The sequence below is a fragment of the Acinetobacter seohaensis genome, from assembly GCF_056431365.1.
This window is the reverse complement of record NZ_JBWKMK010000130.1, coordinates 1-14,227: the sequence shown is the minus strand read 5'-3', so window position 1 is coordinate 14,227 and position 14,227 is coordinate 1. Positions and strand designations below refer to the sequence as shown.

9 protein-coding genes and 1 pseudogene are annotated in these 14,227 nt (G+C 36.7%); 8 read left to right on the top strand and 2 right to left on the bottom strand.

Annotated elements, in window-relative coordinates; all coding sequences use genetic code 11:
- Positions 1–18: 18 nt before the first annotated feature.
- The 5 genes and pseudogenes from AC07E5_RS11775 (at position 19) to AC07E5_RS11755 (ending at position 9,665) form a co-directional block, all read left to right on the top strand.
- On the top strand, positions 19–3,459 hold the full coding sequence (locus AC07E5_RS11775; RefSeq protein WP_498625525.1) for a DEAD/DEAH box helicase family protein: 3,441 nt from the start codon (positions 19–21) through the stop codon (positions 3,457–3,459).
- 37 nt (positions 3,460–3,496) lie between these two features.
- On the top strand, positions 3,497–6,511 hold the full coding sequence (locus AC07E5_RS11770) for a TrlF family AAA-like ATPase (protein ID WP_179990863.1): 3,015 nt from the start codon (positions 3,497–3,499) through the stop codon (positions 6,509–6,511).
- A 310-nt stretch (positions 6,512–6,821) separates the two neighbouring features.
- Positions 6,822–7,247 (top strand): annotated as a pseudogene (gene cap4 / locus AC07E5_RS11765) (CD-NTase-associated endodeoxyribonuclease Cap4); the annotation flags it as partial.
- A gap of 860 nt (positions 7,248–8,107) precedes the next feature.
- Complete coding sequence (locus AC07E5_RS11760) at positions 8,108–8,242, top strand: hypothetical protein (protein WP_004972322.1); 135 nt, start codon at positions 8,108–8,110, stop codon at positions 8,240–8,242.
- A 139-nt stretch (positions 8,243–8,381) separates the two neighbouring features.
- Complete coding sequence (locus tag AC07E5_RS11755; RefSeq protein ID WP_131260703.1) at positions 8,382–9,665, top strand: ribonucleotide-diphosphate reductase subunit beta; 1,284 nt, start codon at positions 8,382–8,384, stop codon at positions 9,663–9,665.
- Positions 9,666–9,791: 126 nt separating this feature from the next.
- On the opposite strand, the gene AC07E5_RS11750 is transcribed toward AC07E5_RS11755, so the two are convergent.
- The gene (locus tag AC07E5_RS11750; RefSeq protein ID WP_498625524.1) at positions 9,792–10,769 is read right to left on the bottom strand and encodes a hypothetical protein; all 978 of its coding nucleotides are present in this window, start codon (positions 10,767–10,769) and stop codon (positions 9,792–9,794) included.
- A gap of 159 nt (positions 10,770–10,928) precedes the next feature.
- On the opposite strand from AC07E5_RS11750, the gene AC07E5_RS11745 reads away from it, so the two are divergent.
- The 3 genes from AC07E5_RS11745 (at position 10,929) to AC07E5_RS11735 (ending at position 14,042) form a co-directional block, all read left to right on the top strand.
- The gene (locus tag AC07E5_RS11745) at positions 10,929–11,192 is read left to right on the top strand and encodes a hypothetical protein (RefSeq protein ID WP_271056719.1); all 264 of its coding nucleotides are present in this window, start codon (positions 10,929–10,931) and stop codon (positions 11,190–11,192) included.
- A gap of 263 nt (positions 11,193–11,455) precedes the next feature.
- On the top strand, positions 11,456–12,163 hold the full coding sequence (locus AC07E5_RS11740; RefSeq protein ID WP_271056720.1) for a hypothetical protein: 708 nt from the start codon (positions 11,456–11,458) through the stop codon (positions 12,161–12,163).
- A 1-nt stretch (position 12,164) separates the two neighbouring features.
- Positions 12,165–14,042: a TnsB C-terminal domain-containing protein gene (locus tag AC07E5_RS11735; protein ID WP_498625523.1), complete on the top strand. Its 1,878-nt coding sequence runs from the start codon at positions 12,165–12,167 to the stop codon at positions 14,040–14,042.
- Between the two features lie 90 nt (positions 14,043–14,132).
- Here AC07E5_RS11735 and AC07E5_RS11730 read toward each other — a convergent pair.
- Positions 14,133–14,227 (bottom strand): transposase domain-containing protein (locus AC07E5_RS11730; RefSeq protein WP_178867550.1); only part of this gene is annotated, 95 nt, incomplete at its 5' end.

The window sequence follows — 14,227 nt, the reverse complement described above, 5'->3', positions numbered from 1 at the left end:
TATTTTGAGGGTATATACATGAGCAACTTTCAGTTTTTAGAGCCTGAGTTTAGCAAGCTAGCACTCACTGCAAAAGAAGCTGAAAAGCTTGTGTATATTTCCCCACAATTTGCCATTGCTGCAGCAAGAACATCGCTGGAAAACCTTGTTCTTTGGTTATATCAATACGATAAAAAACTCACTCAGCCTTATGACCCATCGCTCTATAACCTCATCACCGATGTAAAATTCAAGGAAATTATCCCACCCTACATTTGGGACAAAATGGATAACATCCGCATGGTGGGTAACAGTGCGGTACACGGTAAAAAATTCAAACAACTGACGACTGAAGAAACAGTTAAACACATTAGCCATCTGTTCCTGATCTATGTCTGGTTTGAACGTAATTATGGCTCACCATCAAAAGATCGCTCTCAGACCATTTTATTCAATCCTAGACTGATTCCAAATGCTGACCAAACACAGCAAATGGCAGCGAATCAGGAACAACTGCAAAAAGAAGTTGAAGCCAAAGAAAAAGCATTTGCAGAACAACACAAAGCCTTGCGTGAACGTGAACAACAGCTGTTTGAATTATCGGCAAGTTTGGAAGAGCGCGAAAAACTACTTGCCAATATTGACGCTGAACTTGCTCAAAAACGTGCTGAAGTTGAACAGGCTAAACTTGCCAATAGTCAGATTCCTGATCATACCGACTACAAAGAAGACGAAACTCGTAAACTAAAAATTGATCTTTTACTAGAAGAAGCAGGTTGGGAAATTGGTGTAACTGCAAGAGAGGAAGTTCCAGTTACAAGTATGCCAAGCCCATCAGGTAAAGGTGCTGTCGATTATGTACTGTATGATGCCAATGGCTTGCCTTTAGCCTTGGTAGAGGCTAAACGTACATCGGTTGATCCTGAAGTGGGACAACAACAGGCAAAACTCTATGCAGATTGTCTAGAACAGCAAACAGGTCAACGTCCTGTGATGTTCTACACCAACGGTTATAAAACCCGTATCTGGAATGATGTGCAAGGTGGCCCACCTCGTTTGGTACATGGTTTTTACACGCAAACTGAACTAAAACGCCTAATTGAAAGACGCAAAAATAATCCAGATTTGGGTAGCTTTCCGATCAATGCGGAAATCGTTGAGCGTTATTATCAAACCCGTGCCATCAAAGCGATTTTAGCCGCATTTCAGCGTAAAGAACGTGCAGGTTTACTGATCATGGCAACTGGTACAGGTAAAACCCGTACCGCAATTGCGTTGGTTGATGTACTGATGAAAGCCAATGCTATTCAGAAGGTTTTATTCCTCGCTGACCGTACCTCATTAGTCGTACAAGCCACCAATGCCTTTAAAGCCAATTTACCTGACTCTGCACCTGTTAATTTAGTAGACAGTAAAAATCAAAATGGACGGGTGTATTTATCTACCTATCAAACCATGATGGGACTGATTGATGAAGTGAATGCAGACGGCACACGTAAATACGGTACAGGCATGTTTGACATGATTATTGTCGATGAAGCCCATCGTAGTGTGTACCAAAAATTCGGTGAGATTTTTAAATACTTTGATAGCTTATTGGTTGGTTTAACTGCTACCCCACGCGATGAAGTAGACCGTGATACTTATGCACTCTTTGGTTTGGAAAGTGGTGTTCCAACAGATTATTACGATTTAGACCAAGCCATTGCCGATGGTTATTTAGTTCCACCTAAAGCCTTTTCAGTCCCCTTAAAGTTCATGCGTGAAGGTGTGAAATTTAATGAGTTGTCCGAAGAAGAAAAAGAACACTGGAATGAGCTGGATTGGGGCGGTGATGACGCACCTGAAGAAGTAAATGCATCAAAAATTAATAAGGAACTGTTTAATACAGGCACAGTAGACAAAATGCTGCAGCACTTGATGGAAAATGGCATCAAGGTTGAAGGTGGAGATATGTTGGGTAAAACCATCATCTTTGCAGTCAATCAGAACCACGCCAATTTCATTGCAGAACGCTTTGACAAAAACTATCCGCAATATGATGGTAAGTTCGCCCGTGTGATCACGCATTCAACCAAGTACGCACAAAGCCTGATTGATAGTTTTAGTAAAAAAGAGCTGGCTGATCCACAAATTGCTATTTCTGTCGATATGCTCGATACAGGCATTGATGTGCCTGAAGTGGTCAACCTCGTCTTTTTCAAAGCTGTACGCTCAAAAGTGAAGTTTATGCAGATGATTGGTCGTGGTACACGGCTTTGCAAAGACCTCTTTGCCCCAGGAATGGACAAAAAAGAATTCTATATTTTTGATTACTGCTCAAACTTTGAATATTTCAACGAAAATCCTGATGGTGCGCCTGTATCTACTGCTGAACCCTTGGGGCAACGACTATTTAAGGCACGTTTAAATCTTTTGAGTTTGTTGAATGCTCAAGACTATCAAACTGAAGAATTGGCAGCCGTCCGTCAAGACATACAACAAAGCCTACAAACTGAAGTGAAATCAATGAACAAAGATAATTTTATTGTTCGTGATGAGCTTGAGTATGTTGAGCAATTCCAAAAAGATGAGGCATGGAACAATTTAGATGATCTTGCTATTGGTACGTTGCGAGAACATATTTCTAAACTTCCAAATGAACTAGAAGCAGAAACACTAGAAGCCAAGCTGTTTGATATGTTGTGCTACAACATTGAACTTGCTGTGTTGAATAAGGATGCCAAAGCGGTACTTGCCTATGCGAATAAAGTGATTGAAATCGCTTCTAAACTGGAAAGCAAAGAGAATATTCCTGTTGTCGCAGCACAGATTAAGTTAATTCAGGACATACAAACTGAAGCCTATTGGGAAGGAATTACAGTCCCTATGCTTGAGTCGATGCGTAAACGTATCCGTGGCTTGGTTAAACTCATTGAAAAAACAACCTCTACGATTGTGTATTCCATGTTAGATGATGAAATCGGTGAAGCAACTGAAGTTGATATTCCAGTGGTTTCAAGTGGGGTAAATATTGCGCAATACCGCAAGCGTGTGGAGAGTTTTATTAAAGCTAATGAAAACCACATTACCATTGCCAAATTAAAACGAGGTTTAGCTTTAACCCCAACCGATTTAAAAGAGCTTGAGCGATTTGTTTTTGAAGCTCAAGAAGTTGAAAGCAAAGAAAAGTTTGAAGAATGCTTCGGAACAGAGCAAAGTTTACCATTATTTATTCGTTCATTGGTTGGACTGGATCGCCAAGCTGTACAGGCGGCTTTCTCTAAGTATTTGCAAGGTACAACCTATAATGAAAAACAGATTCGTTTTGTTGAAATGGTCATTGAACACTTAACCATTCGGGGAACACTACAGCCAGAGCAGCTTTACGAGCCACCTTTTAGTCAAATCCATTTTGAGGGGATTGATGGTGTGTTTACTGGTGGTGATGCTGATAATATTTTAAATGTGGTTGAAGCGTTTAATAAAGCAGTAGCATAGATTTAAATTTGTATTAATTATTTTTTTAGGGGGAAATATGTTTAATAAAGGATCAGAATGGCGTAAATGGGATTTACATATACACACGCCTGCTTCTCTTGATCAAAAATATGGTGGTAATAATGAGGCAACTTGGGAAAAATTTATAACGGATTTAGAAAATTTACCCGAAGAGTTTAAAGTTATAGGTATTAATGACTATTTCTTTATTGATGGATATGAACGTGTTTTAAAAGAAAAAAATTCAGGAAGACTAAAAAATATTGATTTAATTTTGCCAGTAGTTGAATTTAGATTACATGAGTTTGCAGGTGTAGAGTTTAAAAAGCTTAATCGCATAAATTTACATGTCATCTTCTCAGATGAACAAAATTTACCTTTAGATCAAATAAAATCTCAATTTTTAAATAGCTTACAAGCGAAATATATTTTAGAAAAAGAACAAAAACCATGGCACCAAAGTATTACAAAAGAATCAGTCGAAGATTTGGGTCGACAAATTAAGTCATCAGTTCCTCATGAAGAATTACATAAATATGGGTCAGATCTAATTGAAGGATTTAATAATTTAAACTTACATTCGGAGTCAATTCTTGAGGTACTTGATAAAAGTTGTTTTAAAGGGAAATATTTAATTGCTATTGGAAAAACAGAATGGGATGAGCTCAAGTGGACTGATGCTTCGATAGCTGTCAAAAAACATCTAATTAATCAGGCAAATATCGTTTTCACTTCAGCAGAATCTTATGAAGCTTTTGATAAAGCTAAGCAGAAATTACAAGATCATGGCGTCAATGATTTATTACTTGACTGTAGTGATGCTCATAATTTTTCAGAAAAAACATCAGATAAAGATAGAATTGGAAACTGTTTTACATGGATTAAAGCTGATCCAACATTTACTGGTCTAATCCAAGCTACCTTAGAGCCTCAAAATCGTATTTATGTGGGGGAAGTCCCTGAAAAAGAATCGTTAAAAAAAGGAAAAGGTAGTTACTTTATTGATCAAATTGAAGTTGTAAAAAAACCTACAGCTGTGTGTAATCACAAGTGGATTGATGGAACTAAATTAAATTTAAGCCATGATTTAGTGGCGATAATAGGTAAAAAAGGAAGTGGAAAAAGTGCTCTTGCTGATATTATTTCGTTATTAGGGAACTCTAAATCTAGCAGTAATTACTTTTCCTTCCTTAAAGAAGGACGATTTAAAGGCAAAGGTGGTTTTGCATCAGATTTTGAAGCTACATTAACTTGGTTGAACGGTACTAAAGATACAAAAACTTTAGATGCTAGTATTGATCATGAAAGTACTGAAAGAGTACGTTACATACCTCAAGCTTATTTTGAAAAACTATGTAATCCTGATAATGGAGATAATGAATTTCAACAAGAATTGAATTCCGTTATATTCTCTTATTTAACAGAGGAAGAAAAAAATGGTTGCTCGGATCTTGAAGAATTAATCAAATTAAAAGAAAGTTCATTAAATGATCAATTATTTTTATTGAAAGCCAAATTAAACAAATTAAATTCAGAAATTGAAGCGTACGAAGCTCAATCACAGCCAAAGGTAAGAAAACTTTTGGAAAACAAAAGATTATTGAAGCTACAAGAACTTCAAGATCATGAATCTATTAAGCCTGTTGAAGTTCCATGCCCTAGTGAAAACTTAACTCCAGAGCAATCAGCTTTAAAAATTCAGATGGAATCTGTCAATTCAAAAGTACTTGGATTCTCAAAAAAAATTGATACTTTGAAAGATAATATCAAAGAAAGCCAAGCAAAAATATTAATTACGAATAAGATAATAGAAAAAAATGATGCTTTAATAAAATATATTGAGGATTTTAATGAGGATATAAGTAAAGATTTAGAAAATCTTGGAATTGAAAATAACATCATTCAGTTCAGTACAAATTTGGAAAGAGTATTAGGTATGAAAGCTGAATTAGAAAAAGAAATCCCTAACAAATTAAAAGAAATTAGTACATTGGAGTCCTCGATTAAGAAGTGTAATGAAACTATCCAGAGAATAAATAGTGAATTATCAGAGCCATTCAAGAAATATAATAGCTACCTTGAGGTGCTTAAAACTTGGGAAGTGAAGAAAAAACAGTTAGAAGGTGATGAACTTATACCTGATTCACTTCATGGGATACAGCATCAAATTACAATATTTAATAATTTGCCTAATCAACTAGCAGAGAAAAAAAATGAGCGTAAAAATATCGCAAGCTCAATATATAAAATCTTAGAGTCAAAGAAGTTACTAAGAGAGTCGCTTTATGAGCCTGTTCAGAAATCAATTGAAAAAAATAATTTTATAAATACAAAGAATAAGTTCGAGTTTGTATCTAAATTAAATTTTTCTTTTGAAGAGTTTCTTGAGAATTTAACTTCTCATATTCTGCAACGTAGATTGGATTTTACGCCAGATAGGATTAAACATACTTTAGAAGAATTATCTCAAGATAAAGATTTAGAAAAACTGGAAGGAGTCATTGATTTTATAGAACAGCTTATTGATAAATTAAATGAAGCTAATGAGGAGATTGGTATCTCTGAGATGGTGAAAAAAAATATTACTCCGAAAGATGTTTATAATTTTATATACGGATTAGACTTTATTAAATCTAAATACTCATTACGTTTTCAAAATGTAGAAGTTGAAAAGTTATCTCCTGGACAACGTGGTGCATTGCTATTGATATTCTATTTATTGGTAGATAAAGATAAAACACCTATCATTCTAGATCAGCCTGAAGAAAACCTTGATAACGATACTGTTGTAAACTCGTTAGTTCCTATTCTTAATGAAGCTAAAAAGACTAGACAAATTATTATGGTTACTCATAACCCTAATCTAGCAATAGTATGTGATGCAGAGCAAATTATTTATACTAATTTTGATAGGGAAAATAATTACTCCATCCATTATAAATCTGGTTCTATTGAAAGTTACGAGTTAAATCAACATGCTGTTAATATTTTGGAAGGAACTTTAAATGCATTTAATAATCGAAGTAGTAAGTATTTAGGTGTAATTGGGTAATCCTCCCATAAATAACCGAAGTTAAAAGTAGAGGTTAAGCATCCATTATAGGCAGCCAACTTGTAAAAGTCCTCTGCCATTATCTAACTAAATGGTGTCTACAAAATCGGTGGCTATTCATCAGAAGCTTTGGGCGTTTCCCGCTCGCATATCTGAGCTGAAGAACAAAGGCTGATTGGTTTTATGTGAACTTCTTAAATCCATCTATCGTTGAAAGAAGAGAATCTAAAGCTTCAGCTTCGTTTATTTCCTTTAAGCGGAACAAATTTGCAATTGAGATCATTTTCTTTACACGAATTCTAATTTGAGGAGAAAACATAACGGTACTTCTTACCGCACTAATAATCATCAGCATCATGAAGGAAATTTTTTTACTAAAATAGAGCCTTTTGAACAACAAGGCAAAACTGAAGCGATTATTACTATTGGATTCCCTACCGCTATAGGTAACGATATCGAATCTGCTAGTCTTGACGTAAAAGGATTACCTAGATTGAATTTAGAAAGCACCAATGTGATTGATAGCATTGAAACTCTGAATCTTGCAGTTAGAGAGACTAAATCAGCTCTAGTTTCTTTCAAATCCAACAATCAATTGTCCAAGTTGCATCTCTTTATTAAAGCCCCCTCAGTATTTGCGATGGTCTTGGGACATCGTTTGAATGGGATTTGTGATATTCAACTTTATGATTGGATAGATAGGCAATATATACCTACTGTTATGCTTCAATCGTAAAAATAATTAAGCTGACGATTTTGCTTAGGATGCATACATAAGACTTCTTGCGTTAGTCAAAATTTAAACAGCCCAAAGCTACATTTTATAAGGTTTTAGCCAATTCAAAAATTTGGTAAAACGATACTTTCGCAAGAGGTCTATAGTGTCCAATAAATCATTATTCTAATTAAGGACATATCAACCCATACAATATGTCCTTTTTTATTGCTATAAATTTCTTAATCAATCGCTTTTTTTAATTACTTTACTACTTTTATTGTTTTTTCAATTCGTATACATTATTTGAGATGACACAATTTGAGCACCGTATCTTTCTTACTATATGAAAGTTGTTTAAAACTCTACATTGCCCAAGTTATTTAATTGTTTTCTCAAAGTGTAATTTATCGACCAACACAATATATAGTTTTTTTCAAGACCCTATACACCATATGATGTGTTCTATATAATCAATGCAATGGAACCACTATTTAGTTCCAAACAAGATACTGAAGCTTGTTGGTAGAAGGTGCTTTTTAATTAAAGAAAGTTTCTTCACTTATTGGCATGAAAAAATGTATACATTTTTTCACTATTTTTAGTGTAGATACTATTGTATCTAATTGTAATTTAGGAAATTTATCCAATGTATACATTTTTAACATAAGCAGAATGCCAATAAATGACTATTCCATATTTTCTTGTACTACTTATTGTAATTTTATTATTGATAGTATTATTCATGGCAGTATTTACCGCCTTAATAGTTGCTATCAAAGGCGATGAGAAATAGTAAACATATTTTATCCATGCATGATTAATCATGCATGGATTTAGTACAAGAAAATGGATTGTTAAATTAATAAGGAAACCACTACATGCCACACATGACCCACAACTATATGTTAGGACTCGCGGTCTTGCTGGTTTCCTTTGTAGTGTTGTTTTACGCACCAATTGCTTACTTTTGGGTACAAGCGGCAAAACAACAGCGAAAGCAAAATAAGTCGTGAGCACATTGGTCGGAATGTACATTTTTCAGACCAAGATGAGCAAAACTTAATTTTGCTTTCACAAATTAAGCGTATATTAAGACATCTCAGCGTGGCTGGATGTCCATAAAAGATATAAAGCAACGAAGAGAGAATTGATATGTCTATCCTAAGTTGGGACGATTTCGAAGATGATTCGCAAAAACCGGCTGCTCCTGAACACAAGTCTGCGCCCGTCGAGCCGCAAAAAGCGCATGATACGCAGATGGTATCTCATGCAGAGCAACCACAGACGCCTGTGGCAACTGCACAACCCGCTGCAGCCCCTAGAAGTGGAGCAACAGATTCAACCGATCCGTTGGCAAGAGCATCTAACGCTCTAGATCAATTGGACGTTGCACCTGGTCTTGAAGAACTAGAAATGGGTGCATCTCGCGTACAGGTTGATGATAAAGCCATGATCAACTGTCGTGCAGACTTAAACCAGCTTGTACCGTTCAAATACGAATGGGCATGGCAAAAATATCTAGATGGTTGTGCAAACCACTGGATGCCGCAAGAAGTCAACATGAACCACGACATCGCATTGTGGAAGTCTGAAAATGGTTTAACTGAAGATGAGCGCACCATTGTAATGCGTTCACTTGGTTTCTTCTCTACCGCAGACTCATTGGTTGCTAACAACTTGGTATTGGCAATTTATCGCCACATTACCAATCCAGAATGCCGCCAGTACATTTTGCGTCAAGCCTTTGAAGAAGCGATTCACACTCACGCTTACCAGTACTGCATCGAATCTTTAGGTATGGATGAAGGTGAAGTCTTCAATATGTACCGCGAAGTACCATCGGTTGCGCGTAAAGCAGCATGGGGCTTGAAGTACACGCAATCTTTAAGTGATCCTACTTTCAAAACAGGTACACCTGAAAACGACCAAATTTTGCTACGCAACTTAATCGCATTCTATTGTGTACTTGAAGGTATTTTCTTCTACTGCGGTTTCAGCCAAATCTTGTCGATGGGTCGTCGTAACAAAATGAACGGTGTTGCAGAGCAATTCCAATACATTTTACGCGATGAATCTATGCACTTGAACTTTGGTATCGACATGATTAACCAAATCAAGATTGAGAACCCGCACTTGTGGACTGCAGAATTCCAGCAAGAAGTGATTCAAATGATTCTTGAAGGCACGATGCTTGAAATTGAATATGCGCGTGACACTATGCCACGTGGTGTATTGGGCATGAACGCAGGTATGATGGAAGAATATTTGAAATTCATCTGTAACCGTCGTTTAAGTCAGCTCGGTTTACCTGAACAGTTTGTTGGCGTAAACAACCCGTTCCAATGGATGTCTGAGATGATGGACTTGCGTAAAGAGAAGAACTTCTTTGAAACGCGTGTAACCGATTACCAGACTGGCGGTGCATTGAGCTGGTAATATCGCGACACATACGTCACGCGACACATATGTTGTCATTTGCGACACATAAGTTGGCAAAGAACGACACATAAGTTGTCATAGACACCATAGTAAAAAGGCTGCAATTTGCAGCCTTTTTTCAACTTAATGACTAAAGGGACTAAATTCAACTGAGTCAATACTTAGTGGTGCAATACCACGCTTAAGGCACTCTATTGTCCATTTTTTCATTTTCTGTATTTCTAACAAGTTGGGTACATTATCGACTGATGGATCATCTTTAATCTCAAAAGGAATAAAGAAAATTAATTTATGTATAAAATTTCCTGAACCATGAATCATATCTAACATCACATGTATTTTTTGCTTCTGGGTCAGATGCCCTTCTCTTTCATGCTCCAACTCAAGCAAAGCATTATTCAAATATTCAACCTCTAAAGAAAAACCCTCTTCATTTTCAACTGCAACGCACTTAGTTCCATCATGAGCCAATGGAAATACATATCGTTTCATCAACTGTAATAATTCAGCATTGTGTTCTCTATAGTATGGAAATGTAGAAGCTACTAATAATAATCGATATATCGAACATCCTATATCGAAGGCGGCTGTTCTGTAATTTTTACTATCTGCAAAACGTAAAAAAATAATCAATGCTGCGAGAGAGTCTAGTCCAGCAAAATTCTCAAGCTTATGAATTTGCTTAGAGTTCAAGTTATTCACTAACTCATAAGAAAGACCATTCTTATTAGGTTGATACAAAATTCTTTTGATATTCCATGGGAGGTATTCCTCTCCTTTTTTAATTAACCAATCTACCTCCTTTTCACCACGTAAGGCTTCCCAAAAAATACTATTAATCATTTTAGAACTTTCTGGAACTTGAGATTCTACTAAGCTAATTGATCGTGAATTAGGTGTATGAAGACCTGATTGGTATTTTGACCACTTATTATTGTTATATCTCTCACCATTATCATTTCTTTTGAATGACATAGGTTCAAGTACCTTCTCTATTTGATAAGAAGAAGCTAACGACAATCTAGACTTAATCATTTCATACCATAGCTTTACTCGAATAATTTCGATGTCATCTCGCTTTTTCTGTTGATTTTTTTGCATACTTTTTAATCAAAAAATTATAACCCTAAAACAAATTTATCATTAAAAGTCATTCAGTTATGTATGGAATATTGTATTAAATTCAGCAAACTTTTACTTTATTCCATAACTACTCAACACAACTTATGATGTAGTTGTGACACGTTAGGACAAACCAAAATGACGAATACAACTTTAATTAGTGCAGAAATGATTGAACGGGATCTTTTCGAACGTCATGGGCCAATGATTGCAGACGATGCATTGAGGATTGCTCTAGGGTATCGTTCTACTGACGCTTTCAGACAAGCTCTATCAAGGAAAACTGTACCTATTCCAGTCTTTTCAGTTGAAAACCGTCGTGGGAAATATGCACTAGTCAAGGATGTTGCAGAGTGGTTAGTCAAACAGCGTAATGCTGCTATCACGCAACAAGAGCTTTAAGAAAATAGAAAAATGTATCAAAACTACTGATTAACTCAGATAACAGCCAACAATATAAGGAGAAATAAGCCATGACATAAAATTCTGCCCAAATAAAAAACGGACCCTTTCGGATCCGTTGGTTCTATACGTGAAAGTATAGAGACTTGAGAATCCTAGTATCTTCCGTATAGAGCCAACAGTCAAGTTTTGCATATTTTTTATGCAAGAATTAACTCATCCCTAAAAATGGGATGAATGGCTATACATACTGGAAATACTATATGTACGCTTTTTCTTTTGATGATAAACATAATCCTCATCAATCTATTCTCGATCAAATTAATAACGCTTTTAAAGCAGAGCCGAATCTTGCCTCTACAATCCATGGTCAAAGGAAAATCTACCAAGGCTGCTATGGACGAAGAACGGCACTTTTCCCCAGCGCAAAATCTGGAGGCTCCATTCCTACCGAAAGTCGTCTTGAATTGGCACATGCTATTTGTCTTGAGAGGAACCCACAGGTTAAATGTTTTAGATCTCAAGCTCTCAAAATCGCTCTAGGGGAAAAGAAATTCTGTTACCCAGATTTCTTAGTCCAAACAATCAAAAACCAATATGAAGTTCATGAAATTAAACCTAATATCTCCTGCCTATCTGTAAATGATCTAGACAAATTTCTTAGGTTAGCAAACTTGCTACATCCTTTAGACATTACATTCCGATTGATTGATCAAAAAAGCTTGCCATCGAGTAAAGACCTACAACAATTACAACATTGGTATCAACGAGGCCATACATGCTCTTGGACAAAATACGAACTCGAACTCGCAACAGAAGCGTTGAAGCCTCATAAATTCAGCCATTCCGAGCAAATATATCAAGCCCTACAACAAGCAGACCTCGATCCCCGATTAGGTGACTACTTACTTTTTCATGAATTAATCACATTAATCAGCCACAAAACTTATTATTCAGGTGAGGAGGTTTAAAATGGAAAAGCCATTACTCATCCCCCAACCAGGACTTCGATTTACTTTTGCTGATCATGAACATGTATTTGAAATCACCTCATCTAATTATGGTGTAATCCGCTATGCAGCAATTGCAGGAGGAAAACCATGTTCTATCCCCGCCAGTACATTTGAAACTCGGTATAAAAATGGAGAGATTCAATGTGTCTTCGCTCCAGAAAAACTATTCATCAATCCAGATAGTTGTTCAACCATTCGTCGCAAGGAACGCTATGTACTCACTGCCCTAGCAAAACTGGCAGCCCCCACTTCTATTGAACCACTACGAGAACTCATTCAAGAGATTGCAGCAGAGATTAAAGATTCCTCTCCACCATCAGCAAGAACTGTTGCACGCTGGATATTGCAATATCGATTGAGTAGTAATAGCGCTCTCAGCCTAAGTGAACAAGGTAAAGGCAACAAAACACTAAGATATCCACCTGAAGTCTATCAAATCATCAATCAAGGAATTTTAGAAATATATCTACAACCAGAACATCGAACAAGCAAAGATGTGAGGGCATTCGTATTAGGTAAGTTTATAGAACAAAATATTTCTCTTGAATATTTACCCAGCCGTAGATCCATACAACGTGCCATTGCAAGATTAGACCCATATATTGAAATGCGTGTTAAGAAAGGGAGTAGAGTCGCTCGTAAATATTTTCAAGCTGCTGGCATAAGTACTCCAAGCCCATTTGCTCTATATACCGTAGAAATAGACACCCATTATTTAGACATCATTGTCATTGATCCTGAAACTGGGCGAGCACTCGGGCGACCGTTCCTCGCTTGTGCCATTGATACATATTCACGTGCAATTGTCGGGACTTACATCAGTATGTTTCCGCCTAGTGCATTGACAACTTTAGCCCTAATCAAAGACATAATTACACGCCCTAATCAAGATCTACCAGGTGGCATCCCTTCTATTATCATTCCAGATAATGGAGTCGAATTTAAAAATAATTCACTAGCGCGCGTATGTGAACAACTCAAAATTACTATCACACCATCGCAAATCGGTACACCAAACAACAAACCTCATATCGAACGCTTTTTTGGCACGTTGACAGAAGGTATTCTGCAAAAACTTCTTGGTACAACTTTCTCTAATCCTACGGCACGAGGGGAATATGACTCATCTGGCAAAGCCAGCCTTACTTTAGACAAGGTTAAAGAATACGTCGACTTATGGATAAACACGGTCTATCAGCAAACGATACACAGTACTACTGGACGAGCACCTCTTCTTGCTTGGAATGATGCTATTGAACAGATTAAGCCCTCCTCATTAACTAAAACCGATGCTGATATTATTTGTAGAAGACCAGTTGACCGAAATATCAATCATGGGCAAGTGATTATTGATGGGCTTAGCTACTTTTCACACGCACTCACTACATTGAAAGCTGACGGCATCAAAAAAGTTACTGTACTTGTTGATGATTTAGATCTGAGCAAAGTTTATATCATACATCCAGATAAAAAGGATCTGGTCATTCAAGCAGACTCTACTCAACCTGAATACACGTATAACCTATCTCGCAGTGTTCATCTGGAAGTTCAGAAGCGTAAAAAACAGATGTCGGAATCCGATAAACAAAGGCTGGGGAAACACGCGGATCTTTATCATTTGTATCTGCTTATGAAAGATATACAAAATGATCTTGTCCGTAAAAAACCAAAACTGAAGCAACTCAAAATTGAGCTACCTAAGCAGCTTACACGACTGGAGTCCGAGTTAACTTCTCATCCAAGTAACGAAGAACTCACAGCTATCCCCCAGCAACAGAATGCTCCACAACCAGCTGTAAGTTTTGGTTCACTTAAGGTGAAAAGACATGATAAGTAATCAATCTATCTATGAACACGTAAGTCAGCTTAACGAAGTCGTAATCACTTCTGATGAATGTAAGCGTCCGCTGAACCCCATGCCTATTTTTTAATTCGGTTCAGGTTTCCAGCGGTGTGGTAGCAATTCTTCAATCTGAGTCACTTTATGTGTCGGCAACCTTTTCAGCACATCACTTAAATAGG

Excerpts from the sequence above, each read along its gene's own strand:
- AC07E5_RS11775 (WP_498625525.1), top strand. The coding sequence starts at position 19 with ATGAGCAACTTTCAGTTTTTAGAGCCTGAGTTTAGCAAGCTAGCACTC.
- AC07E5_RS11770 (WP_179990863.1), top strand. The coding sequence starts at position 3,497 with ATGTTTAATAAAGGATCAGAATGGCGTAAATGGGATTTACATATACAC.
- AC07E5_RS11760 (WP_004972322.1), top strand. The coding sequence starts at position 8,108 with ATGCCACACATGACCCACAACTATATGTTAGGACTCGCGGTCTTGCTG.
- AC07E5_RS11755 (WP_131260703.1), top strand. The coding sequence starts at position 8,382 with ATGTCTATCCTAAGTTGGGACGATTTCGAAGATGATTCGCAAAAACCG.
- AC07E5_RS11750 (WP_498625524.1), bottom strand. The coding sequence starts at position 10,769 with ATGCAAAAAAATCAACAGAAAAAGCGAGATGACATCGAAATTATTCGA.
- AC07E5_RS11745 (WP_271056719.1), top strand. The coding sequence starts at position 10,929 with ATGACGAATACAACTTTAATTAGTGCAGAAATGATTGAACGGGATCTT.
- AC07E5_RS11740 (WP_271056720.1), top strand. The coding sequence starts at position 11,456 with ATGTACGCTTTTTCTTTTGATGATAAACATAATCCTCATCAATCTATT.
- AC07E5_RS11735 (WP_498625523.1), top strand. The coding sequence starts at position 12,165 with ATGGAAAAGCCATTACTCATCCCCCAACCAGGACTTCGATTTACTTTT.